General features: G+C 68.9%; 19 protein-coding genes. 7 read left to right on the forward strand and 12 right to left on the reverse strand.

Annotated elements, in window-relative coordinates; translation table 11 throughout:
• Positions 1-7: 7 nt before the first annotated feature.
• From QTI51_RS15545 to QTI51_RS15565, 5 genes are all read right to left on the reverse strand, one after another.
• Positions 8-724 carry an MgtC/SapB family protein gene (locus QTI51_RS15545; RefSeq protein ID WP_286514935.1) on the reverse strand — a complete coding sequence of 239 codons (717 nt, stop codon included), beginning with the start codon at positions 722-724 and terminating at the stop codon, positions 8-10.
• A gap of 75 nt (positions 725-799) precedes the next feature.
• Positions 800-1375, reverse strand: a complete 576-nt coding sequence (locus QTI51_RS15550; RefSeq protein WP_286514936.1) for an HAD family hydrolase — start codon at positions 1373-1375, stop codon at positions 800-802.
• A 94-nt stretch (positions 1376-1469) separates the two neighbouring features.
• Positions 1470-4235, reverse strand: a complete 2766-nt coding sequence (gene mgtA / locus QTI51_RS15555; protein ID WP_286514937.1) for a magnesium-translocating P-type ATPase — start codon at positions 4233-4235, stop codon at positions 1470-1472.
• A gap of 219 nt (positions 4236-4454) precedes the next feature.
• A complete protein-coding gene (locus tag QTI51_RS15560; protein ID WP_286514938.1) occupies positions 4455-4676 on the reverse strand; it encodes a hypothetical protein in 222 nt (73 codons plus the stop codon).
• Positions 4677-5051: 375 nt separating this feature from the next.
• Entirely contained in the window at positions 5052-5432 is a 381-nt protein-coding gene (locus QTI51_RS15565) for a hypothetical protein (RefSeq protein WP_286514939.1), read from the reverse strand.
• Between the two features lie 186 nt (positions 5433-5618).
• Between QTI51_RS15565 and QTI51_RS15570 the strand changes: the two genes are divergently transcribed.
• The gene (locus QTI51_RS15570; protein WP_286514940.1) at positions 5619-6095 is read left to right on the forward strand and encodes a low molecular weight protein-tyrosine-phosphatase; all 477 of its coding nucleotides are present in this window, start codon (positions 5619-5621) and stop codon (positions 6093-6095) included.
• Between the two features lie 25 nt (positions 6096-6120).
• Here the strand turns inward: QTI51_RS15570 and QTI51_RS15575 are convergent, their stop codons facing one another.
• The 7 genes from QTI51_RS15575 to QTI51_RS15605 are packed head-to-tail and all read right to left on the reverse strand — an operon-like array spanning position 6121 to position 14579.
• Positions 6121-6543, reverse strand: a complete 423-nt coding sequence (locus QTI51_RS15575) for an acyl-CoA thioesterase (RefSeq protein WP_286514941.1) — start codon at positions 6541-6543, stop codon at positions 6121-6123.
• Positions 6543-7844, reverse strand: a complete 1302-nt coding sequence (locus QTI51_RS15580; RefSeq protein WP_286514943.1) for a TRAP transporter large permease — start codon at positions 7842-7844, stop codon at positions 6543-6545. Before QTI51_RS15580 ends, QTI51_RS15575 begins: the two co-directional genes overlap by 1 nt.
• Positions 7841-8365, reverse strand: a complete 525-nt coding sequence (locus QTI51_RS15585) for a TRAP transporter small permease (protein ID WP_286514945.1) — start codon at positions 8363-8365, stop codon at positions 7841-7843. The genes QTI51_RS15580 and QTI51_RS15585 overlap by 4 nt, the downstream gene beginning before the upstream one ends.
• Positions 8366-8368: 3 nt before the next feature.
• On the reverse strand, positions 8369-9421 hold the full coding sequence (locus tag QTI51_RS15590; protein ID WP_286514946.1) for a TRAP transporter substrate-binding protein: 1053 nt from the start codon (positions 9419-9421) through the stop codon (positions 8369-8371).
• Positions 9422-9458: 37 nt separating this feature from the next.
• Positions 9459-10718, reverse strand: a complete 1260-nt coding sequence (locus QTI51_RS15595; protein ID WP_286514948.1) for an alpha-hydroxy acid oxidase — start codon at positions 10716-10718, stop codon at positions 9459-9461.
• Positions 10719-10755: 37 nt separating this feature from the next.
• Complete coding sequence (locus QTI51_RS15600; protein ID WP_286514949.1) at positions 10756-12372, reverse strand: indolepyruvate oxidoreductase subunit beta family protein; 1617 nt, start codon at positions 12370-12372, stop codon at positions 10756-10758.
• Positions 12373-12383: 11 nt separating this feature from the next.
• A complete protein-coding gene (locus tag QTI51_RS15605) occupies positions 12384-14579 on the reverse strand; it encodes a thiamine pyrophosphate-dependent enzyme (RefSeq protein ID WP_286514951.1) in 2196 nt (731 codons plus the stop codon).
• 135 nt (positions 14580-14714) lie between these two features.
• Here QTI51_RS15605 and QTI51_RS15610 point away from each other — a divergent pair, with 135 nt between their 5' ends.
• The 6 genes from QTI51_RS15610 to QTI51_RS15635 all read left to right on the forward strand — a co-directional run bounded on the left by QTI51_RS15610 (position 14715) and on the right by QTI51_RS15635 (position 23502).
• Complete coding sequence (locus QTI51_RS15610) at positions 14715-15635, forward strand: LysR family transcriptional regulator (protein WP_286514952.1); 921 nt, start codon at positions 14715-14717, stop codon at positions 15633-15635.
• Positions 15636-15690: 55 nt separating this feature from the next.
• Entirely contained in the window at positions 15691-16944 is a 1254-nt protein-coding gene (locus QTI51_RS15615; protein WP_116913377.1) for an NRAMP family divalent metal transporter, read from the forward strand.
• Positions 16945-17223: 279 nt separating this feature from the next.
• Entirely contained in the window at positions 17224-17991 is a 768-nt protein-coding gene (locus QTI51_RS15620) for a sulfite exporter TauE/SafE family protein (RefSeq protein WP_286514953.1), read from the forward strand.
• A 192-nt stretch (positions 17992-18183) separates the two neighbouring features.
• On the forward strand, positions 18184-19872 hold the full coding sequence (gene xdhA / locus QTI51_RS15625; RefSeq protein ID WP_286514954.1) for a xanthine dehydrogenase small subunit: 1689 nt from the start codon (positions 18184-18186) through the stop codon (positions 19870-19872).
• Positions 19873-19874: 2 nt separating this feature from the next.
• Complete coding sequence (gene xdhB / locus QTI51_RS15630) at positions 19875-22334, forward strand: xanthine dehydrogenase molybdopterin binding subunit (RefSeq protein WP_286514955.1); 2460 nt, start codon at positions 19875-19877, stop codon at positions 22332-22334.
• 103 nt (positions 22335-22437) lie between these two features.
• The gene (locus QTI51_RS15635) at positions 22438-23502 is read left to right on the forward strand and encodes a LysR family transcriptional regulator (protein WP_286514956.1); all 1065 of its coding nucleotides are present in this window, start codon (positions 22438-22440) and stop codon (positions 23500-23502) included.
• The last annotated feature ends 36 nt before the right edge of the window (positions 23503-23538 follow it).

Genomic DNA, 23538 nt, shown 5'->3' on the forward strand with positions numbered 1-23538 from the left:
TGTCGAATCACTCTTCGGCGGCAGCGTTCCAGAAGGCCTGCTGCACGCCGTCGAGGCTTTCCAGGTCTTCGATGACCCGGTCGAGCTCCGCGGGCTCGACCGCCGTTGCATACAGCGTCGCACCGATCTCGGTGTCGGCCGGCCCGAACGGGTGCTGGTCGACATCGCGCACCGGGTAGTTCGCGGCCTCCAGCAACAGCAGCAGCTGGTCCATCACTTCGGGCCGCGCCGCGCGCGAACAGATAACGCGCACCACATACGTTGCTTCGCTCGACTCTTCGCTGATCGGCTGCCGGTTGATGCGGTTCACCACGGGCCGCAGCAGCGTGTTGCTGGCCAGCACGAACAGCGCCGCGATCAGCGCCTCGCCCAGCAGATCGGCCCCGGCGCAGGCGCCCACTGCCGCCGACCCCCACAGCGTGGCCGCCGTGTTCAGCCCCGTGACGTTGGCGCCTTCCTTCATGATCGCGCCCGCGCCCAGGAAGCCGATGCCCGACACCACATAGGCCACCACGCGCACCGCGCCGCCGCTGCCGTCGAGCCGGTTGGCCATGTCGACGAACACCGCCGCCCCCACCGCCACCAGCGCGTTGGTGCGCAGGCCCGCGGTGCGCTGGCGCACCTGGCGCTCCAGCCCGATCAATGAGCCGAGGATGAAGGCGGCCGCCACGCTGATGAAGGTGTCGAGCAGCGAGTGCAGGTTGATGTTCTGGATGGCTTGCATCGAAGGGTTCCCTCTTGTCGTGGCTGTCGCTGCAGCCGTTGTTGTAGCCGTCTTTGTCGATTTCGTTCGTGTCGTTCAACCGGCTGCCGGCGCATCGCCGGCCTGGCGCTGCACATGCTCGCGCCAGTTGCGCTTTTCCACCCGCCGCACGTTCGGCACCTCCGCCAGGTGTGACAGGTAGGCGGCCAGCAAGGGCAGCTCCGCATCGCCGCGGTCGCCCACGAACTCCTGCACCGTCACCAGGTTCCCGTAGCTCCGGGCGTACTTCGACGGCGTGTCGTCCACGGCGATGATCGATTCGAGCGCGTAGCCCCGGGATTTCAGTTTCTGCAGGTTCTTGATCGTCTGGTAGCCGCCGGTCGTGAAATCTCGCGAAGTCGTGCAGCGCGCGCTCGACCAGAGAAACGCCAGCGTGCCGCTCGGAAAGATCCGCTCGACCACCTGCGACGCATAGATTTCGCCGGACGCCGTCCACACGCCCACCTCGAACTGCGCGAGCACGGTGCTCACGAAGTCGGACAGATGCGGTCGCAGGTGCACGCGGTAGGGGCCGACGCGAAAGTCCTCGTCGTGGCCGAGCGCGTGCTCCGTCGCATGGATCAGCGTTTCGTCGAGGTCGAGCACCAGCAGTTTGCGTGTCTTGGGTGTCATTTGCGTGTCTTGTCGTTGGCCAACGCGTGCATGTTAGGGGCGCGATCACGCCGGCGGCCTGTTCACACGCCCCGAACAGCGACCTCAAGAAGAGTCACTGCCACCCATACCGCCGCGCATACCACCCCTTCACCGCCTGCGTGAGCAACGCATACCCGACGAGCATGGCGATCAACCAGGGGAAGTACATCAAGGGCAGCGCCTCCAGCTTGAAGTAGTGCGCCAGCGGCCCCATCGGCAGCCAGATGCCCACCGCCGCAATGGCCCCGCCCATGATCAGCAGCGGCCATGCCGCGCGGCTTTGCAGGAACGGGATCTTGCGCGTGCGAATCAGGTGCACGATCAGCGTCTGCGACAGCAGACCTTCCACGAACCAGCCCGACTGGAACAGCGTCTGGTGGTCGACCGTGTTCGCCGCGAACACGTGCCACATCACCGTGAACGTGAGGATGTCGAACACCGAGCTCAGCGGCCCGAAGAACACCATGAAGCGCCCCAGGTCCGCCGGGTTCCAGCGCTGCGGGCTCTTCAGGAATTCCTCGTCCACGTTGTCGAACGGAATCGCGATCTGCGACACGTCGTACAGCAGGTTCTGCACCAGCAAGTGAAGCGGCAGCATCGGCAGGAACGGCAGGAATGCGCTGGCCACCAGCACCGAGAACACATTGCCGAAGTTGGAGCTCGCCGTGAGCTTGATGTACTTCAGCATGTTCGCGAACGTGCGCCGCCCCTGGATCACGCCTTGTTCCAGCACCATCAGGCTCTTTTCCAGCAGGATGATGTCGGCCGACTCCTTCGCCACGTCCACCGCGCCGTCCACCGAGATGCCGATGTCCGCCGCCCGCAGCGCCGGCGCGTCATTGATGCCGTCGCCCATGAAGCCCACCACATGGCCGTTGGCATGCAGCGCGTGCACGATGCGCTCCTTGTGCGCCGGCGTGAGCTTGGCGAACACCTGGTGCGCCTCCACCACCAGCCGCAGGTCGGCCTCGGCCATGTCCTCCACCTCGCGGCCCAGCACGATGCGTCCCACCTCCAGGCCCACGTCGGCGCACACCTTGCGCGTGACCAGTTCGTTGTCGCCCGTCAGCACCTTCACCGCCACGCCGTGCTCGGCCAGCGCACGCAAGGCTGGCGCCGTCGATTCCTTCGGCGGGTCCAGAAAGGCCACGTACCCCAGCAGCGTCAGGCCCGACTCGTCAGCGACCCCGTAGGCCGGCTTCTGCGCCTCGGTCTTCAGCGCGCGGCTGGCCACCGCCACCACGCGCAGGCCCATTGCATTGAGCTCCGACGCCACACGATGGATGCGCGAGAGCACCTCGGCGTCGAGCACCAGCACCTCGGCCCCACGCTCCACCGACGTGCACACCGACAGGATTTCTTCGAGCGCGCCCTTGCAGATCAGCAGGTGCTCGCTGCCGCCGTTGGCCACCACCACCGACATGCGGCGGCGCGAGAAGTCGAAGGGCACCTCGTCGATCTTGCGGTAGGCCGTTTGCAGGCGCGTTTCCAGCTGCATCTCGGCGTGGCTCAGCACCGCCTTGTCGAGCAGGTTCTTCAGCCCCGTCTGGTGAAAGCTGTTGAGGTAGGCGAACTGCAGCACGTGGTCGGAGTCCTCGCCCCAGGCGTTGGTGTGGCGCTCGAGCACGATGCGGTCCTGCGTGAGCGTGCCTGTCTTGTCGGTGCACAGCACGTCCATGGCGCCGAAGTTGTGAATCGCCTCCAGCCGCTTGACGATCACCTTCTGGCGCGACATCACCACCGCGCCCTTGGCCAGCGTAGCCGTCACGATCATCGGCAGCATCTCGGGCGTGAGGCCCACCGCGATCGACAGCGCGAACAGCGCCGCCTCCCACCAGTCGCCCTTGGCCACGCCGTTGATCACCAGCACCAGCGGCGCCATCACCAGCATGAAGCGAATCAGCACCCAGCTCACCCGGTTGATGCCGGCCTGGAACGCGCTGGTGCCGCGGTCGGTGGCCGTCACGCGCTGCGCCAGCGCGCCGAAGAAGGTGCGGTCGCCCGTGTGCACGATGAGCGCGCTGGCCGTGCCGCTGATCACGTTGGTGCCCATGAAGAGCAGGTTCTCCCGCTCCAGCACGCCCGCGTCGTGCGCGCCGCGGTCGACCACGAACTTCTCCACCGGCATGGCCTCGCCCGTGAGCGCCGACTGGCTGATGAACAGGTCCTTGGCGGTCAGCAGCCGGCAGTCGGCCGGGATCATGTCGCCGGCCGACAGCGCGATCACGTCCCCGGGCACCAGGTCGCGCATCGGCACCTCCACGCGCACCGTGCCGGTGTGCGTGGTGTCGAAGCCTTCGTCGCCCGCCGCGCCGGCCTTCTGCCCGGGCGCGGGGCGCAGCACCGTCGATGTGTTGCTCACCATGGCCTTGAGGCGGTCGGCGGCCTTGTTGGAGCGCGACTCCTGCAGAAAGCGCAGCACGGTCGACAGCACCACCATGCTGCCGATGACCAGCGTGGCCTTCATGTCTTCGGTGACGTACGAGACCAGCGCCAGCACCGTCAGCAGCAGGTTGAACGGATTGCGGTAGCACTGCCACAGGTGCTGCCACCAGGGCAGCGGCTGCTCGTGGCGCACCTCGTTGCTGCCCAGGCGCTTGCGCAGCACCTGCGCATGGCCTTCGCTCAGGCCGCGCGGCGAGCTGTCGAGGCGGACCAGCATTTCGCCGGCATCGGTGCGCGAGGCGGTGTTCAGCGCCTTCGCGATGTCGGGCGGCATCTGCAGCGAGCCGCCGGAGACGGGCTTCGAGCCCAGCAGCGATTGCCAGCGCTCGAAGTGATGCAGCATGTGGCGGCTGCGCAGGAAGCTTTCAAAGAAAGACTTGAGGACGTTGTTCATGGGGTTCTCCTTCGGGCGGCCGCCGCCCGCCCGGGAGAACCTCCGGGCATCAACCAGCCGGAAGCAACCCCTTGCGAAGCGCGACGGCGTGCCGCGGTTTTGCAATCGATCGAAGCGAAGGGGGCGCGCTACGGCGCCAACGAGAGGCTGGTTCCATGGTGTGCTCCTGGGCTGCGAGGCGTGGTGAAGAAGAAGGGCGAAAGGAGGGTGCCGGCGCGTTCAGCGGCGCAGGCCGTGAGCGGGCTGCAGCACCAAAAAGCTGCGGATGCGGCGCGTGGTCCACAGCGCCGCGGCCTGGTCCAGCGCGCCTTCGACGGCCGGTGCAGCCACCGGCACGGCAGCAGCAGCAACTGCCACGGGCGTGTCGACGGGCACGTGCGCCGACGCACGAGCGCGCAGCGGTTCGTGGTGTGGCTGACGACGAAGATGAAAGTGACGCATGACAAGGCTCCTTCGCGTTGAAGGAAACCTCGCGCACGGACGCACGCAAGCTGACTGAAAAAGTCAGTAACGAGACGACGGGATTCGGAAGGGGGAGAACCGCTTGCCGCCGAGGGCAAGAGGGTCACGCTGCGTGCACGACGGCCACGCAGCGCAAGGGAGCCTGCGCTAGAGAGCCGGGTGTGTCACGCCTGCCGAGGCACGCGTCTTGTCACTGATCCAACTGGCACTGTCCACGCACGGGGCTCCGAAATGAAGATTGCCAATTGTTGCACCGCGGCATGAAATGCGTCAACCCTCCGGCTGAAGTCCCCGCGCTGGCGCCAGGGTGGTTATCGCCTCGCTGTTGCGTTTGCGCCGCAGTGCGGGCGCGCCTCAAGACGGCGGATGGATCGGTGGATCGAGTTCTTCGCGCAGCGCCTTTCGCTGGGCGAGCACGTCCGACAGGTTGGCGTGGAAGGCTTCCACGTCGGGCATGCGAAAGCCGATCCAGCTCAGCCCCGGATGCCGCGCGTTCAGGATCAGGTGGCCGTCAGCCTGCATGGTCCATTGCCAGGCGGGGCCGTCGACTTGCGGCGGCTCCTTCACCAGCATCGGCAGCTTCTCGGGGAAGGCGGGCTCCATCGAGCGGCGCGTTTCGGCCAGCACGCGGATGAGGCGGTCGAAGGCTTCGGCCGGTGGCGTCTCGCCGAAGGTCGACCAGTTCGCGAGATCGGTCCCGTCTTCATGCGTCAGTTCGACGGTCATGAGTTTCATGCGTGGCTCCATGAAAGGCTCGGTGTGTCGGTCGATTAGACCGACGGCTGGCAGCTGAGAATGATGGACTTCGAGGTGCGGGCCGATGGGCCATTGCCGATGGTTCGTGAAGGACGCAGGCTTACCCGGTGGGGCCCACGCAACGTCGCCGCACGAGAGAAACACACAACCAGGTTGTCGATAAAGATGAGAAAAAAATCGATCTTGTTTATTTGCACCGGCAACATTTGCCGCTCCCCCACGGCCCATACCCTGCTCATGCACAAGGCCCGCGCCGCCGGCTTCGATGTCGAGGTCGACAGCGCCGCCATCTCCGACGAAGAGCGCGGCAACCCGCCCGACCGCCGCTCCGTCGCCGAGGCCAAGCGCCGCGGCATCCAGATGCATGCCCATGCCGCGCGCCAGGTGCGCAAGGCCGACTTCGCGCATTTCGACATGCTCATCGGCATGACAGCCCAGCACTGCGCCGCGCTGCGCAGGCTCGCACCCGCGGGCACCGCGGGCACCGCGGACAAGGTGCACCTGTTCACCGAGTTCGCCGACGGCATCGAGGGCGACGTGCCCGACCCGTGGTACGGCGGCCAGCAGGACTTCATCGAGGTGTTCGACCTGATCGACCACGGCGTGGACGGCCTGCTTGCCAGGCTGCAGGCCGAAGCCTGAAACCCTCTGACGCGCCGACGGCTCCCTACTCGCAGAGCACCCGGATCGAAGCCGGAATCCCCACCGCCCGGATGCCGCCGCCTTCGCGCTTGGCCGCGAAGATGCGCACCTCCTCGCACTCGAGGATCAGGTCGCTCCCGCGCGTCACGCGGTAGGTCTGCACGAAGCTCTTCTCGCGCCACTCGGTGACGCGCACCGCGATGTGCAGCGTGTCGCCGTAGCTGGCGGTCTTCACGAAGCGGGTGTGGGTGTCCACCAGGGGCGTGCCGATGACGCCCAGGGTCTCGGTGGTTTCTTCCCAGCGCGGCACGCCGCACTCGGCGAAGAAGTGCCGCGAGGCCGCGTCGATCCAGCGGAAGAAGTTGGGAAACCACACGATGCCGGCCGGGTCGCAATCGCCGAACTCGACGCGTGCGGTGTAGACGATTTCTTTGATGCTGTTGCTCATCAGCCCATTCTCGTCGGCAGCCACAAGGCAATGATGGGGAACGCGATCAGTATCACCAGCCGCACGATGTCGGTCACGATGAACGGCAGCACGCCCTTGAAGATGGTGGTGAAGCTCACGTCCTTCACCACGCTCTTGATGACGAACACGTTCATGCCCACCGGCGGATGGATGAGCCCGAGCTCCACGGTCATCACGATGATCACGCCGAACCAGATAGGGTCGAAGCCCAGGTGCACGATCACCGGGTAGATGATGGGCACGGTCAAAATGATCATCGCCATCGCGTCCATCAGGCAGCCCAGCACCAGGTACATGACCATGATGAGCGCGAGCACGCCGTAGCGCCCGATGCCCAGCCCGGTCAGGAACTCGGTGAGCTTCTGCGGGCTCTGCGTGATGGTGAGGAAGTAGCCGAACAGCAGCGCGCCGATCAGCACCGTGAACACCGCCGCCGCCGTGCGCGTGGCCGACAGCAGCGCCTCGCGGATCTTCGGGCCGTCGAGCTTGCGCCGCACCAGCCCGAGGATGAACGCGCCGCTCGCGCCCACGCCGCCGGCCTCGGTGGGCGTGAAGAAGCCGCCGTAGAGGCCGCCGATGACGAACACGAACAGCACCAGCGGCGCCCACACGTTCTTCAGGTCCTTGAAACGCTCCGACCACGGCTTGACCTCGCCGCCGGGCAGCCAGTCGGGCCGCAGCTTGACGATGATGGCAATGGTCATCACGTACATCGCCATGGCCAGTATGCCGGGCACGATGCCCGCCATGAAGAGCTTGCCGATGTCCTGCTGCGTGAGGATGGCGTACACGGCCAGCACGGTCGATGGCGGCAGGATGGCGCCCAGCGTGCCGCCCGCGGCGATGACGCCGGTGGAGAACGACTGCGGGTAGTTGAAGCGCCGCATCTCCGGGTACGCCACCGCCGAGAAGGTGGCCGCCGTGGCCACCGACGAGCCGCAGATGGCCGCGAAGCCGCCGCACGCCACCACCGTGGCCACGCCCAGGCCGCCGCGCAGGTGGCCGATCATGGAGTTGGCCGCCTTGAACAGCTCGCGGCTCACGCCCGACACCGACACCAGCGCCCCCATGAGCATGAACATCGGGATCACGCCGAAGGTGTAGTCGGTCACGGTGCGCATCGAGGTCTGGCCCACCAGCTTCAGCGCCGGGCCGGGCCCGACCAGGTAGCTGTAGCCGACCACGCCCACGAGGCCCATCGCCATGCCGACCGGCACGCGCAACAACATCAATACAAAGAGGGCCACAAAGCCCAGCACTGCCACTGCATCGGGGCTCATTCATCCGCCTTCTGTTCTGCGTGAACTTCTTCGAGTTGCTCGGGGTGAAAGATCAGCCGGTACGTGCGAATCGCGATGAGCAGCACCGCGCACACGTCGCCGGCCCAGGCCACGGCGTAGAAGGGCCAGGTCGGAATGTTCAGGTCGTAGGTTTGCACGTTGTCCACGTAGGTGCCGCGCACTTTGTCGAACAGCATGGCGGTCTGCACCGCCACCACGAACAGCAGCACCAGCGTGGCGAACACGTCGATGACGCGCTTCATGCGCGGGCCGGCCGCGGTCCACACCAGGTCGACGGTGATGTGCCCGCCGCGGTAGCTGGTGGCCGCGATGCCCCAGAAGATCAGGATGCCCAGCAGCATGCGGCCGAAGTCGTACGCGTCGGGAATCGAGGTGTCGAAGAACTTGCGCAGCACCACGGCCACGAAGATGTTGAGCGCGACGATCCCCACGAAGATGGCGGCGAGCCATTCGATGAGGTTGATCGCGCGGTCCATGTAGCTGGCGGACCGGGCGGCCATGGCTCAGAGCGCCGACTTGTACTTGGAAGGGCTGGCCTTCAGCGCGTCCATGACGGCCTTCGGGTCTTCGCCCACCTTCTTCACGCTGTCGGCCCATTGCGTCTCCGACGGTGCCGCGGCCTTGCGCCATGCGTCGAGCTGCTCGGGCGTGAGCTTGTAGATCTCGTGGCCGGGCAGCGCCGCCATCTTGGCGTGGCCCGCGAACTCGAAGTCGGCCCACGGCGCGGCCACCTTCTGCGCCCACTCGCTGGTGCAGTGGTCGTCCACCACCTTCTTCTGCGCGACGGACATGGCGTCGTACTTGCTCTTGTTCATGACCCACACGAAGGGCGTCACGTACAGCGGCGCGTCCATGTGGTACTTCACCACCTTGTCGATGCCGAACAGGCCGATGGAGCCCCACGGAAAGGTGATGGCGTCGGCCACGCCGCGCTCCAGCATGTCGCGCGACTCGGGCGCCGAGGCCTGCACGTTGGTGCCGCCCAGCGAGGTGATGAGCTGGCCCACGGTGCTGGTGGCCGGGCGCACCTTCATGCCCTTGACGTCGGTGGGCAGCGTGATCTTCTTGCGCGAGTGGAAGGTGCCGGGGTCGTGCACGAACGCGAAGCAGTACTTCACGTCCTTCATTTCCTTGGCCGCGTAGTTGCGGTACCAGGCGTCGATGGCGGCCGAGCCTTCCTTGCCGTTGGCGAACAGGAAGGGCAGCGAGGCACCGGCCATCACCGGGAAGCGGCCCGGCTGGTAGCCCGGGTTCACGTAGGAGAAATCGGCGATGCCGTCGCGCGCCATGTCGTAGTGGTCGAAGGCCTTGCCCAGCTGCTCCGACGGAAACAGGATGGCGGTGATGGTGCCGCCCGACTCCTTCTTGATGTCGTCGGCCCACGCCTGCAGCGCGGGGTTGAGCGGGTGCTGCGCGGGCACCCAGCTGGAGAGCTTGAGCTGCACGGGCTTGTCCTGCGCCTGCACGGCCGGCAGGCCGAGCGCCAGCGCGGCGGTGGCCGCGATCAGGGCCAGGGCGCGGGCCCTGGAACGGTGGGGGTGGCGGGTGGTGGTCATGGTCTCCTTCGTTATGTGTTTGAACTGGTTGCGCAATCTAGGCAGTCGCGCTCGCCGGGTATATGGAGGCTTTCCCGAGCGTGTTTTCGTTGCGCGCCGGCACGCTCGCGGCTTGTTCGGAAGGCGAACGGAATTCGCTCCGGTCGACATGGCGCGGGCCCAGTTCGCGCACCTGCGTGGCGCCCAGCAAGGTCATGGTGCGTTCGGTTTCCTGTGCCAGCAGCTGCAGCACGGCGAGCGCGCCTTGCTCGCCCGCGCAGGCCAGGCCGTAGACCGGCGCGCGGCCGACCAGCGTGCCGCTGGCGCCGAGGGCCAGCGCCTTCACCACGTCGCTGCCGCGCCGGATGCCGCCATCGACCAGCACCGGAATGCGCCCGCCCACCGCATCGACGATGCGCGGCAGCGCGGCGATGCTGGCCGGCGCCGCATCGAGCTGGCGGTCGCCGTGGTTGGAGACCACGATGCCGTCCGCGCCATGGCGCACGGCGCGCCTGGCGTCTTCCGCGCCGAGCAGGCCCTTGACGAGCAGCGGCCCGTCCCACAGCTTGCGCAGCCAGCCCAGGCTGTCCCAGGTGAGCGTGCGGTCCATGGTGCGCGAGAGCAGGGCGGCTTGCGCCTGGGCGGAGACGGGTGGCTCGTTACCGCCCTCGCTGTCGTCGTGGTGGGGCAGCAGGTTCTCGAAGCGCGGCATGCCCCCCTGCGCCAGCCGCAGCAGCCAGCCGGGGTGGCGCGCCATGTCGAGCACGGTGGCCGGCGTGAGCCGCATCGGCACGCGAAAGCCGTGGCGCAGGTCGCGCTCGCGCAGGCCGCTGACCGGCACGTCGACCGTGAGCACCAGCGCTTCGAAGCGGGCGGCGCGGGCACGCCGCACCACGCGCTCGGCGATGGCGCGCTCGCCCATCACGTAGAGCTGCATCCACAGCGTGGCGTCGGGCGCGGCGGCGCGCACATGGTCGATGCGGGTGTTCGACGCGGTCGACAGCACGAAGGGCACGCGCGCGGCCTGCGCGGCCGCCGCCATCAACGCGTCGCCGCGCGGGCGCACCAGGCCGGCCAGCCCGATGGGCGCGATGGCGAAGGGCGCGTTCCAGCGCCGGCCGAACAGTTCGATGCCGATGTCCAGCGCACTGGTGTCGCGCAGGCACTCCGGCACCAGCGGCACGGCGTCGAGCGCGTCGCGGTTGCGCTGCATGCAGCGCTCGTCTTCCGCGCCGCCGTCGACGTAGTCGAACACCAGGCGCGGCAGCACGCGGCGTGCGCGGCGCCGGTAGTCCTCGACGTTGAGCAGAAGCGTCATCGGCGTGGCCTTGGTCGTTGGTCGCTGGTCGCCGGTATCAGGCGCCGCCCGTGGGCTTGCGCTTCATCCAGCGGATCGGCTGGGCCTTGACGGGCCGCGCCGGCGCGCCGTGTTCGACCAGCGCGGCGTCGAGCGCGCGGCCCGCGTCGTCGGCCAGCGCGGCGTTGCGCGCCGCGGCCACGGCCTGCGCGCGCTCGGCCGCCGGCACGCCGGGCTGCGCCGCGAGGTGGTCGGTCACGTGCAGCAGGTTTTCCTTGCCGCGCTCGTTGGTGCTTCCATAGCCCTTGATGAGCCGGCCGCACAGCGCCAGCTCATGCCCCAGCGCCCAGCCATCGCGCGTGCCGGCTTCCACCGCCGCGAGCCAGCGTTCGATCAGCGCCTGTTCTTCGCCGAAGCGGCTGCCGCGCCGGCGCAGCCAGCGCAGCGAGGCCAGCAGCCGCAGCGACGCCATGCCGATCACCGAATGGCTGCCCACCTTCAGCGGCAGCGCCCACGGCGCGAGGCCGCGCGCCTGCCGGCCGCGGTCCCACGCCGTCACGCGGCGAGAAAGGCCGGGCGGCAGCAGCGCCGCGAACTCGGCGGCGCCGGGCTTGAAGTGGTCGTACACCTTCACGATGTCGTCGTCGCCCGCGCGCACTTCCTTGCGCACGCGCTGCGCGCGGCTGGCGCGGCCCTTGAGCGCGGCCACGCGCACGATGTCGTCGAAGGCCATCCACAGCGCAAGCCAGCGCGCGGCCTCGCGGGTGATGGCGAAGCCTTGCGCGCCGGCCGGGTCGGCGGCGCGCTCCGCGTCCAGCACGCGGCCCAGGCGCTGCGCGTAGAGCGCGGCGTAGGCGGCGTCCTGGTAGTCGAGCACGCGCGCATGGCCCAGGGTGAGCATGTCGTGCACGGCCGGCGGAAAGCGGCGCGCCAGTTCGGCGGGCAGGGCGCTGGGCGGGGGCGACGCGTCGTTGCCGTCGCCGGCCAGCACGCTGCTGACGAACGCGGCCTGCGCGCGCGGCGCGCTCACCGCGTCGAAGGCGGCGGCAAAGCCGCGCAGGCTGGCCGCGGCCATCTTGTTGAGCTTGTCGGGCGCGCTGGTGTCGCCACCGCGCACCACGTGCTCGTAGGCCTCGCGCGGAAACGGAAACAGCCCGCTGCCGGCGATGGCGCCCAGCATCACGGCGCTGACCACCGTGCCGCTGTCGCGCGCGATGGCGTTCATGTCGAACACGTGGTGCTCGCGGCTGAAGGCCTTCACCACGTCGAGCAGGCGCTGCGCGTCGGCGCGGCCGTCGCCGGGCTCCATGCGCTCTGCGGTGGTGAAGATGCGCGCCGACGAGCTGATGACCAGCGTGCGCAGCGGCGCGCTCATGCCGTTGCCGACCTGGCGCGCGGTTTCCAGCAGCTCCGACGACACGATCGCGTCGAGCGCGCCCGGCACCGGGCTCAGGCTGAACACGGGGCGCCGGCCGCCGAGCTGCGCGAGCGGCACCGGGAACACCTCGATGTAGTAGGTGGTGGCGCCGGTGCGCTGCGCCACGCCGGGAATGGACGTGCTCTGCGCCGCGTAGCCGGCGTGGCGCGCAATGTCGACCAGCCATTCGGTCAGCACGCCGCCGCCTTCGCCGCCCAGCGCGCACACGAGCAAGGTGAGGGGCCTGTTCTGTTCCATGCCTTGGCCCTTCACGCCGGTTGCAGTGCGCGCACCAGGCCGCCGCGCAGCGCATGCAGCAGGCGCTCGTGCCACTTGGGGTTCTGCACCACCTCGGCCCGGTAGAAGCTGGGGCACAGCGTGGCGGCGTGCGCGTTGGCGCCGCACAGGCCGCAGCCCACGCAGCCGTCGATCACGGTGGCGACGGGGTCGACCTTCAGCGGATCGGGGTTGTCCTTCAGCGTGAGCGTGGGGCAGCCCGACAGGCGAATACAGGCGTGGTCGCCGTTGCACACGTCTTCGTCCACGCCGTACTTCACGCGCACCACGCGCTCGCCCTTTTTCAGCAGGCTCGCGAGCCAGGGCTTGATGCGGCGCTGGCGCTCCAGCTGGCACTCGCCCTCGGCGATCACCACCTTCAGGCCGTTGAAGTCGCTGGTGAGCGCCTCGGTCAGCGTCTTGCGCATGCGCTCCACGTCGTAGGTGGTCACGGTGCGCATCCATTGCACGCCCAGGCCCTTCAGCGTGGCCTCGATGGTCTGGTTCTTGTCGACCAGGCTCTGCTGCTTGTCGACGGCGCGCTCCTTCACCTCGTCGTCGGGGGTGGAGATGATGTCTTGCGTGCCGGTGGCCGAGGTGTAGCCGTTCTTGAAGATCAGCAGCACCGCGTCGTCGCCGTTGAAGAGGGCGCTCTGCACGCCGGTGAGCAGGCCGTTGTGCCAGAAGCCGCCGTCGCCCATGATCGACAGCGTGCGCCGGTTCATCATGGGCGCCACGCCCGCGCGGCTCGCCAGGCTCATGCCGTAGCCCAGGATCGAATGGCCCATCGAGAAGGGCTCGAAGGTGCCGAAGGCGTGGCAGCCGATGTCCGCCGCGATGTGCACCGGTCCGGTCTCCTGCTGCGCCAGCTTCAGCGCCGAGAACACGGGCCGCTCCGGGCAGCCGATGCAGAAGCTGGGCGGCCGGTTGGGCAGCGGCGTGCTCAACTGGCGGGCCACGGCCTCGCGGCGCTCGCGGTTGCCGGCGAGCCAGGCCCGCGCGGAGGAGGCTGCGTCGTTGGCTTCGCTGGTGTCGTTGCCGTCGTTGGTGTCGCTGGCCGCGATGTACTTCGCCACGAAGGCGCCGATGCCGCCCGACAGCACCTCGACGCCGTACTCGCCCGCCGCGGGCAGCAGGTCCTTGCCGTGCAGCGGTGTCTGGATGTCGCGCCGGCGCAGCAGCGTGGCGATGTCCTGCTCGATGTACTCGGGCTGGCCTTCTTCCACCACCAGCACCGCGCGCTTGCCGACGCAGAAGTCGGCCACCTGCTCGGGCACCAGCGGGTAGGTCACGTTCAGCACCAGGATGGGAATGTCGGTGTCGCCGAAGGCGTCGGCCAGCCCCTGCTGCTGCAGGCTGCGGATGAGCGCGTTGTAAAGCCCGCCCTGCACCACGATGCCCAGGTCGGCATGCCGCCCGCCGGGAACCAGTTCGTTCAGCCTGTTCTCCACGATGTAGCGGCGCGCCGCGGGAATGCGCGCGTCGCCCTTGAGCTTCTCGTGGCGGAAGGTGACGGGCGGGTGCGCCAGGCGCATGTAGTCGAAGCCGGCCGGCTCGGTCATGAGCGCGCGCGTGGACACGGCCGGCGCCACGTTGTCCTTGCACTCGAAGCTGCCGCGCACGTGGCAGGTGCGGATGCGCAGCTCCATCAGGCAGGGCATGTTCGACGCCTCCGACAGCCGGAAGCCTTCCTCGACCATGCGCACCATCACGCCCAGGTCGGGCCGCGGGTCGAGCAGGCACATGCTCGACTTGAGCGCGTAGGCGTGCGTGCGCTCCTGGATCACGCTGGCGCCTTCGCCGTAGTCTTCGCCCACCACCACCAGCACGCCGCCGGTCACGCCGGGCGACGACAGGTTCGACAGCGCGTCGGCCGCCACGTTGGTGCCGACGATCGATTTCCAGGTGACCGCGCCGCGCAGCGGGTAGTGGATGGAGGCGCCCAGCATGGCGGCGGCCGAGGCCTCGTTGGAGCAGGCTTCCACGTGCACGCCCAGCTCGTCCATGTAGGCCTTGCCCTGGACCATGACGTCCAGCAGGTGCGACACCGGCGCGCCCTGGTAGCCGCCGACGTAGGCCACGCCCGACTGCAGCAGGCCCTTGGTGATGGCGAGGATGCCCTCGCCGTGGAAGGTGTCGCCGGCGCCCAGGCGCAGCATTTCCACTTCCTTGCTGAATGAAACTTCCATCGTGTCTCGTCGTTATGTGGCGCCGCACGGCCATGTGGCGCTGTGCGGCTCCGTGCGGCTCGGGGGATGAGCGGGAACAGGGCGAGTGTGGTCACGCCGGGGCCATACTTCAATAAAATAATCCGGCTATCCAATATGAAATCCGTGCATATCGACGCGGTCGACCTCAACCTGCTGCGGCTCTTCGATGCGGTCTATCGCACCCGCAACGTGAGCCGCGCGGCCGAGGCGCTCGGCCTCACCCAGCCCGCGGCCAGCCACGGCCTCACGCGGCTGCGCCTGCTGCTGGGCGATGCGCTGTTCACGCGCGCCCCCGGCGGGGTCGCGCCCACGCCGCGCGCGCAGCGGCTGGCGGAGTCGGTGCAGTCGGCGCTGTCCCTGCTGCAGCAGGCGCTGAGCGAGCCCGAGCGCTTCGAGCCGGCGGCCTCGCGCAAGCTGTTTCGCATCCACATGAGCGACATCGGCGAAGGCCGCTTCCTGCCGGCGCTGATGGCGCGGCTGCGCGAGCTGGCGCCCGGCGTGCGGGTGGAGACCATGCCGCTGGCCACGGGCGACATCGCCGCCGCGCTGGACAGCGGCAAGGTCGACTTCGCCTTCGGTTTCCTGCCGCGCGTAAAGGACACGCAGCGCACCCAGCTGCTGCGCGACCGCTACATCGTGCTGCTGCGGCGCGACCACCCGTTCGTGAAGCGGCGGCGCAGCGGGCAGGCGCTGCTCGCGGCCCTGCAGGAGCTCGACTACGTGGCCGTGCGCACGCACGCGGACACGCTGCGCATCCTGCAGCTGCTGAACCTGGAAGACCGGCTGCGCCTGACGACCGAGCACTTCATGGTGCTGCCGGCCATCGTGCGCGCCACCGACCTGGCGGTGGTGATGCCGCGCAACATCGCGCGCGGCTTCGCCGAAGAGGGGCACTACGCCATCGTGGAGCCGCCGTTTCCGCTGCGCGACTTCACCGTGTCGCTGCACTGGAGCAAGCGCTTCGAGGCCGACCCGGGCAACCGGTGGCTGCGCCAGGTCATCACCGCGCTGTTTTCGGAAAAGGCCAAGGCATGAACCTGCGCAGGGTTCATGTACAGGTCAGGCTCGGCATGCAACCATCGGGACGAACATGAAAAAACGCATTCCCTCCTTCCTGCGCCACGTCGGCCCGGGCGTCGTCACCGGCGCGGCCGACGACGACCCGTCCGGCATCGCCACCTACACCCAGGCCGGCGCGCAGTTCGGCACCGGGCTGCTGTGGACGGTGTTCCTGTCGCTGCCCTTCATGGTCGCCATCCAGCTGGTGTCGGCGCGCATCGGGCGGGTCACGGGCAAGGGCGTGGCGGCCAACCTGCGCGAGCACATGCCGCGCGGCTTTCTGGTGGTGCTGGTGTTTTTGCTGGTGGTAGCCAACACCATCAACATTGCCGCGGACATCGCGGCCATGGGCGAGGCGCTGCAGCTGGTGGTGGGCGGCGGCGCGCACTTTCATGCGCTGGTGTTCGGCGTGGTCACGGTGCTGCTGCAGGTGTTCGTGCCGTACCGCAAGCTGGCGCACATCCTGAAGTGGCTCACGCTCACGCTGTTCGCCTACGTGGCGGCGGTGTTCGTGGTGCAGGTGGAGTGGTCGCACGTGCTGCACGACCTGGTGGTGCCCAGGCTGCAGTGGAGCGGCGACTACTGGATGATGATCGTCGCCCTGCTGGGCACCACCATCTCGCCCTACCTGTTCTTCTGGCAGGCCTCGCAAGAGGTGGAAGAGCTGCGCCTGAAAGGCGGCCAGCGCGGCAACGACGTGGAGGTGCGCCACGACCTGAAGCGCGTGCGGCTGGACACCTGGGTGGGCATGACCTTCTCGAACCTCATCGCCTTCTTCGTGATGGTGGTGGGCGCGTCGGTGCTGTATTCGGCCGGGGTGCACGACGTGACCTCCGCCGCGCAGGCGGCCGAGGCGCTGCGCCCGCTGGCCGGCGACTTCGCGTTCTGGCTGTTTGCCGGCGGCATCATCGCCACCGGCTTGCTGGCCGTGCCGGTGCTGGCGTCGTCGGCGGCCTATGCGGTGGCCGAGGCCTTCGGCTGGGAAGAGGGGCTGGAGCGCCACTGGCGCGAGGCCAAGGAGTTCTACGGGATCATCGCCGTGGCCACGCTGGTGGGTACGGCGCTCGACTTCACGCCCATCGACCCGATGAAGGCGCTGTACTGGAGCGCGGTCATCAACGGCGTGGTGGCCGTGCCGATCATGGCGGCCATGATGATCCTGGTGACCCGCGAGAAAGTGATGGGCGTGTTCACCTCGGGCCGGCGCACCCGCTGGCTGGGCTGGGGCGGCACGGCGCTGATGGGGTTCGCGGCGTTGATGATGGGCTGGGACCTGGTGCGCTGAGCGGGCCGCGGCGCGATCCGCAGGTTCACGCCTGCGGCGCGGTGGCGCGTCTTTGCGTCTTTGCGTCTTTGCGTCTTTGCGTCTCCGCGTCTTCAGCGCGGTATTCTCGGGGCGCCTTCCCGCCTCGCGCCTCGCCGCTTTCCCGGTCTTTCGAATGTTCGTTCCGCACCCCTTGTCCCGCTTTTCCCTGGTCCCGCATCTCCAGCCCCCGTTCTCCACCGCCCCCGTGTTCGTCGCGTCCGGCGCTTGCCGCTGACGACGTTCCCGGTGCAAGAAATCATGCCCCAGGCCGGCCCAGTGGCGGTCTTCATGGCCTGCGTGGCGCTGGCCACCTACGCGCAGAACCTCACCGGCTTCGCCTTCAGCCTCATCCTGCTCGGGCTGGTGTCGGTGTTCCACATCGCCAGCGTGAGCGACACCGCCAACGCCGCCACGGTGCTGAGCCTGGTCAACGCCTGGACCTACTTTCGCGCCCGGCCCGGCGTGGTGCCCTGGCAGCTGATGAAGCCGGCGCTCAACGGCAGCACGGTCGGCGTCATCGTCGGGTTGATGCTGCTCACCTGGTTGAGCGGCGGCGCGGTGAACTGGCTGCGCGGGCTGCTGGGCGTGTCGATCCTGGGCTGCGCCGTGCTGCTGGTGCTGCAGGGCCGGCCGCTGCCGGCGGTGTCGGGGCCGCGCAGCTTCGCGCTCATCGGCGGGCTGTCGGGCGTGCTGGGCGGGTTGTTTTCCAGCTCGGGGCCGCCCATCGTCTTCCACATGTACCGCCAGCCGCTGGACCGCGAGCTGGTGCGGCGCGCGCTGCTGCTGATGTTCGGCTTCAGCTCGCTGGTGCGGCTCGTGATCGTGGTGCCGACCGGGCACTTCTCGGCCTACTCGGCGCTGCTCTCCGGCTGCGCCGTGCCGGTGGTGTACGGCGTGACGCGGCTGCACCACCGCCTGCCGAACAAGCTGCAGCCGCGCACGCTGAAGTGGCTGGTGGGCGGGCTGCTGGCCGCGGCGGGCACGACGCTGGTGGCTTCCGCCGGGCTGGCCATCCGCGCGGGCTGAAGGGCACCGGACCCGGGCATGGCCCGGGTGGCCCGGTGGCCCGGTAATTGCAGCGCTGCGCCAAGGGTTTCCCCGTACGTGGCATACCGGCCCCCACATACGCTTTATGGGCGACCCCGTATGCAGGGCACCGAACAAGTCGCTAACGTCCATGACTGACCCACAACGGGTCCCCCACGAGCCCCACAAAGCATGAGCACCGAGAGCAGCAGCCACACACTTCCGCAGGTCCAGCCGGCCCAGCCGATCCGCTTTTTCCATCGCGGCAAGATCGTCGACGTCACCGGCGTCCACCCGACCCGTTCCGTGCTCGACTGGCTGCGCGAAGACGCCCGCTGCACCGGCACCAAGGAAGGTTGCAACGAAGGCGACTGCGGCGCCTGCACGGTCGTCATCGGCGAGCTGGCCGGCAACACCGACGTCCCCGGCGCCATCAACGGCCTGAGCCTGCAGACCGTCAACGCCTGCATCCAGTTCCTGCCCACGCTGCACGGCAAGGCGCTGTTCACGGTGGAAGACCTCAAGGGCCAGTTCAAGGCCAGCGCGGCCGGCAAGAGCGACAAGGCCGCTGAAAACGCCGCCGACAAGAAGCACCACGCCGTGCACACCCTGCACCCGGTGCAGCAGGCCATGGTCGACTGCCACGGCTCGCAGTGCGGCTTCTGCACCCCCGGTTTCGTGATGTCGCTGTGGTCCACCTACGAGCACCACCAGGCCGAGGGCACCCAGCCCACGCGCCAGCAACTGGCCGACGACCTGTCGGGCAACCTGTGCCGCTGCACCGGCTACCGCCCGATCCTGGACGCCGGCCAGCGCATGTTCGACCTGCCCGCCGTGCGGCTCGACACGCAACCCGTGGTCGCCGCGCTCACCGCGCTGAAGAACGACGGGCTCGACTACGCCGCCCCGCTCGGCGCCCGCATCGACCACTTCCACGCGCCCAAGACGCTGGCCCAGCTCGCCGCGCTGCGCGAGCAGAAGCCCCGCGCCCAGCTGCTGGCCGGCTCCACCGACGTGGGCCTGTGGGTCAACAAGCAGTTCCGCGACCTGGGCGACATCATCTACGTGGGCGACGTGGCCGAGATGAAGGTCATCGAGGACCGCGCGGGTGGTTCGGGTGCTGCGGACAGTTCAGGCCATGCAGGCGGCGAGCTCTACATCGGTGCCGGTGCCTCGCTCGAATCGGCCTTCGCCACGCTGGTGGCGCGCGTGCCCAGCCTGGCGGACGTGTGGCTGCGCTTTGCCTCGCCGCCCATCCGCCATGCCGGCACCATGGGCGGCAACGTGGCCAACGGTTCGCCCATCGGCGATTCGCCGCCGGTGCTGATGTCGCTCGACGCGCAGATCGAGCTGCGCCGCGGCGCCACGGTGCGCCGCATGCCGCTGAGCGAGTTCTACCTGGACTACATGAAGAACCAGCTGCAGCCCGGCGAGTTCGTGCAGGGGCTGGCCATTCCGCATGCGGCGCTGCGCCGCCAGGTGCGCGCCTACAAGATCAGCAAGCGCTTCGACTGCGACATCTCGGCGCTGTGCGCGGGCTTCGCCATCGAATTCGAAGAAGGCGGCGACACGGTGAAGGCCGTGCGCCTGGCCTTCGGCGGCATGGCTGCCACCGTGCGGCGCGCCGCCAACGCCGAGGCCGCCATCCTCGGCAAGCCCTGGACGCAGGCCAGCGTGGCCACCGCCAAGCTGGCGCTGGCGCAAGACTTCAAGCCGCTGTCGGACATGCGCGCCTCGGCCGACTACCGGCTGCTGGTGGCGCAGAACCTCGTCCAGCGCCTGTGGCTGGAAACCCGCGCCGAAGACGCCCTGTCGCTGGAAGAAACCAGCGTGTGGAGCGTGATGCCCCATGCCCCCAACGTAGCCGCGCAAGGCGTCTGACCATGAACAAACCCATCGACGCCCGCCTGCTGCAGCCCGCCGAGGCCTTTGCCGACTACCTTGCCAACACCGCCGCGCGCATCGACGTGGGCGCCGAGGCGCTGGCCCACGAGCGCGGCATGCGCGTGGGCATCAGCCGCCCGCACGAGTCCGCGCACCTGCACGTGGCCGGCGAGGCCACCTACATCGACGACATTCCCGAGCTGGCCGGCACGCTGCACTGCGCGCTGGGCCTGTCGCCGGCGGCCAACGGCCGCGTGACGGCGCTGTCGCTGGACGCCATTCGCGCCATGCCGGGCGTGGTCGCGGTCATCACCGCGGAGGACATTCCGGGCACCAACGACTGCGGCTCGATCATTCACGACGACCCCATCCTGCTGCCCGTGAACGACGGTGGCGAAATCCGCTACCTGGGCCAGCCGGTGTTCGCCGTGATCGCCGAGACGCGCGACGCGGCCCGCCGCGCCGCCGCCAAGGCAAAAGACGCGCTGACCATCGAGGCGCAGCCGCCCGTGCTCACCCCGCAGGCCGCCCACGAGCGCGGCCAGTACGTGGTGCCGCCGATGCACATCGTGCGCAGCGGCGGTGCCGCCAACGGGGGCGACGAGGCCGTCGTGCGCGCCGCCATCGCGCAGGCGCCGCGGCGCCTGAAGGCCACGCTGGACGTGGGCGGGCAGGAGCAGTTCTACCTCGAGGGCCAGATCAGCTACGCCATTCCGAAGGAAGGCGGCGCGCTGCACATCCACTGCTCCACGCAGCACCCGAGCGAAATGCAGCACCTGGTGGCGCACGCCATGCACCTGCAGTCGAACGAGGTGCATGTGGAATGCCGGCGCATGGGCGGCGGCTTCGGCGGCAAGGAATCGCAGTCGGCGCTGTTCGCCTGCGTGGCGGCGGTGGCCGCGCGCCAGCTGCAGCGCCCGGTGAAGCTGCGGCTGGACCGCGACGACGACTTCATGGTCACGGGCCGGCGGCACTGCTTCTGGTACGAGTACGAAGTGGGCTTCGACGACGAGGGGCGCATCCTCGGCGCGGAAATCACCATGGTGTCGCGCGCCGGCCATTCGGCCGACCTGTCGGGCCCGGTGATGACGCGCGCGCTGTGCCACTTCGACAACGCCTACTGGCTGCCCAACGTGGCGATGCACGGCTTCTCGGGCAAGACCAACACGCAGAGCAACACCGCGTTCCGCGGCTTCGGCGGCCCGCAGGGCGCCATCGCCATCGAGAACATCATGGACTCGGTGGCGCGCGAGCTGAAGCACGACCCGCTCGACGTGCGGCGCGTCAACTTCTACGGCAAGGCGGAGAACAACGTCACGCCCTACCGCCAGACCGTGACCGACAACATCGTCCACGAACTGGTGGCCGAGCTGGAGGCCAGCAGCGACTACCGCGCGCGGCGCGAAGACATCGCGGCCTTCAACAAGAAGAGCACGGTGCTCAAGCGCGGGCTGGCGCTGGCGCCGCTGAAGTTCGGCATTTCGTTCAACGTGAAGCACTTCAACCAGGCCGGCGCGCTGGTGCACGTGTACACCGACGGCTCCATCCTGGTGAACCACGGCGGCACCGAGATGGGCCAGGGCCTGAACACCAAGGTGGCGCAGGTGGTGGCGCACGAGCTGGGCGTGAGCTTCGAGCGCGTGCGCGTCACCGCCACCGACACCACCAAGGTGGCCAACACCTCGGCCACGGCCGCCTCGACCGGCGCCGACCTGAACGGCAAGGCCGCGCAGGACGCGGCCCGCCAGATCCGCGAGCGGCTGGCCGATTGCGCGGCCGAGCGCCACGGCGGCAAGGCCAGCGAGGTGCGCTTCGCCAACGACAAGGTCGAGGTCAACGGCCGCACGCTGGCCTTCAGCACCGTGGTGGGCGAGGCTTACCTCGACCGCAAGCAGCTGTGGTCCGACGGCTTCTACGCCACGCCCGGCCTGAGCTGGGACAAGGACAAGATGCAGGGCCGCCCCTTCTACTACTACGCCTACGGCGCGGCGGTGAGCGAGGTGATCGTCGACACGCTCACCGGCGAATGGAAGCTGCTGCGCGCGGACATCCTGCACGACGCGGGCAAGTCGCTGAACCCGGCGGTGGACATCGGCCAGGTCGAGGGCGCCTTCATCCAGGGCATGGGCTGGCTCACCACCGAGGAGCTGGTGTGGCACCCGCAAAGCGGCAAGCTCACCACGCACGCGCCCAGCACCTACAAGATTCCGACGGCCAACGACTGCCCGCCGGTGTTCAACGTGCGCCTGTTCGAGGGCCAGAACTTCGAGGACTCCATCCACCGCAGCAAGGCCGTGGGCGAGCCGCCGCTGCTGCTGCCGTTCTCGGTGTTCTTCGCGATCCGCGACGCGGTGTCCGCCGCGGGCGGGCACCGGGTCGATCCGCCGCTGAAGGCGCCGGCCACGAGCGAGTCGATTCTTCGCGCCATCACGGTGGTGCAGGGCGCCGCGGCCGAATGACAGCGGGCCGTGCTCGCACGGTCCGAGCTTTCTTCAACCCCCCGGTTTCGCCAAATGTCGCGCTGTATAACTGTTCGCACAGACAAGAAAGGTGTGAACAGCCATGAGAGACCAAGCGCTTTTCGACAAGATCGACCTGCATCTCATCCGGGTGCTCCACACCGTGCTGACCGACCGCAGCGTCTCGCGCGCCGCCATCCGCCTGGGCATGTACCAGCCGGCGGTGTCGGCCGCGCTGAAGCGGCTGCGCGAGCTCTCGGGCGATCCGCTGCTGGTGCGCTCGGGCTCGGGCATGGTGCCCACCGACGCGGGGCTGCGCATGATCGAGCCGGCCGCGAGCATCCTTCGCGCGGCCGAGATGCTGTTCTCGGACGCGCGCGGCTTCGACCCGCAGTCCGCGGCCACCACCTTCCGCATCGCGGCCAGCGACTACATGGACCCGCTGTTCCTGCCCATGCTGGTGGCGCAGGTGAAGCGCGACGCGCCGCTGTGCCAGATCGAGATCCACGCGCTCTCGCCCGACTCGGACTACCACGGCCACCTGGCCCTGGGCCAGGTCGACCTGGTCATCGGCAACTGGCTCAAGCCGCCGGAAGACCTGCACATGGCGCGGCTGTTCGGCGACGAGGTGGTCTCGCTGGTCAACAAGGACCATCCGGCGGTGCGCCGCGGCTGGGACCTGGAGACCTGGCTGGCGGCCGAGCACATCGCGCCCACGCCCATGCACCCGGGCGGGCGCGGCATCATCGACCAGATGCTCGACGAGCTGGGGCGGCAGCGCAACATCACGGCGCGCTGCGCGCACTTCGGCCTCATTCCCGACATGGTGGCGTCCAGCCTGCTGGTGCTGACCACCGGGCGCCAGTACTGCGAGCGCTTCGCCGCGCGGCTGCCGCTGAAGATCCTCGACTGCCCGGTGGCGCTGCCCCGGCTCATGTACTACCAGCTCTGGCACGAGCGCACCCATTCGTCGAGCTCGGCGCGCTGGCTGCGCGACTGCATCAAGGGCGTGGCGGCGTCGCTGCGCCCACCGGGCGCCGCGCTGCACACACCGGGCGCCGCTCTGCACACGCCGGGCGCCGCGCTGCACACGCCGGGCGCCGCACTCTCCACCATGCCGGCCCCGGTGCACCCGCCCGCCGCCGAGCCTGACACCTCCGATCCCTGAGAGATCCCCGTTCGCGCCGGCGTCGTGAGCGGGGCA

This window comes from Variovorax sp. J22G73, from assembly GCF_030317035.1.
Lineage (GTDB): Bacteria > Pseudomonadota > Gammaproteobacteria > Burkholderiales > Burkholderiaceae_C > Variovorax.

Coding starts and splice junctions, on each gene's coding strand:
- QTI51_RS15545 (WP_286514935.1), bottom strand. CDS start 724: ATGCAAGCCATCCAGAACATCAACCTGCACTCGCTGCTCGACACCTTC.
- QTI51_RS15550 (WP_286514936.1), bottom strand. CDS start 1,375: ATGACACCCAAGACACGCAAACTGCTGGTGCTCGACCTCGACGAAACG.
- mgtA (WP_286514937.1), bottom strand. CDS start 4,235: ATGAACAACGTCCTCAAGTCTTTCTTTGAAAGCTTCCTGCGCAGCCGC.
- QTI51_RS15560 (WP_286514938.1), bottom strand. CDS start 4,676: ATGCGTCACTTTCATCTTCGTCGTCAGCCACACCACGAACCGCTGCGC.
- QTI51_RS15565 (WP_286514939.1), bottom strand. CDS start 5,432: ATGAAACTCATGACCGTCGAACTGACGCATGAAGACGGGACCGATCTC.
- QTI51_RS15570 (WP_286514940.1), top strand. CDS start 5,619: ATGAGAAAAAAATCGATCTTGTTTATTTGCACCGGCAACATTTGCCGC.
- QTI51_RS15575 (WP_286514941.1), bottom strand. CDS start 6,543: ATGAGCAACAGCATCAAAGAAATCGTCTACACCGCACGCGTCGAGTTC.
- QTI51_RS15580 (WP_286514943.1), bottom strand. CDS start 7,844: ATGAGCCCCGATGCAGTGGCAGTGCTGGGCTTTGTGGCCCTCTTTGTA.
- QTI51_RS15585 (WP_286514945.1), bottom strand. CDS start 8,365: ATGGCCGCCCGGTCCGCCAGCTACATGGACCGCGCGATCAACCTCATC.
- QTI51_RS15590 (WP_286514946.1), bottom strand. CDS start 9,421: ATGACCACCACCCGCCACCCCCACCGTTCCAGGGCCCGCGCCCTGGCC.
- QTI51_RS15595 (WP_286514948.1), bottom strand. CDS start 10,718: ATGACGCTTCTGCTCAACGTCGAGGACTACCGGCGCCGCGCACGCCGC.
- QTI51_RS15600 (WP_286514949.1), bottom strand. CDS start 12,372: ATGGAACAGAACAGGCCCCTCACCTTGCTCGTGTGCGCGCTGGGCGGC.
- QTI51_RS15605 (WP_286514951.1), bottom strand. CDS start 14,579: ATGGAAGTTTCATTCAGCAAGGAAGTGGAAATGCTGCGCCTGGGCGCC.
- QTI51_RS15610 (WP_286514952.1), top strand. CDS start 14,715: ATGAAATCCGTGCATATCGACGCGGTCGACCTCAACCTGCTGCGGCTC.
- QTI51_RS15615 (WP_116913377.1), top strand. CDS start 15,691: ATGAAAAAACGCATTCCCTCCTTCCTGCGCCACGTCGGCCCGGGCGTC.
- QTI51_RS15620 (WP_286514953.1), top strand. CDS start 17,224: ATGCCCCAGGCCGGCCCAGTGGCGGTCTTCATGGCCTGCGTGGCGCTG.
- xdhA (WP_286514954.1), top strand. CDS start 18,184: ATGAGCACCGAGAGCAGCAGCCACACACTTCCGCAGGTCCAGCCGGCC.
- xdhB (WP_286514955.1), top strand. CDS start 19,875: ATGAACAAACCCATCGACGCCCGCCTGCTGCAGCCCGCCGAGGCCTTT.
- QTI51_RS15635 (WP_286514956.1), top strand. CDS start 22,438: ATGAGAGACCAAGCGCTTTTCGACAAGATCGACCTGCATCTCATCCGG.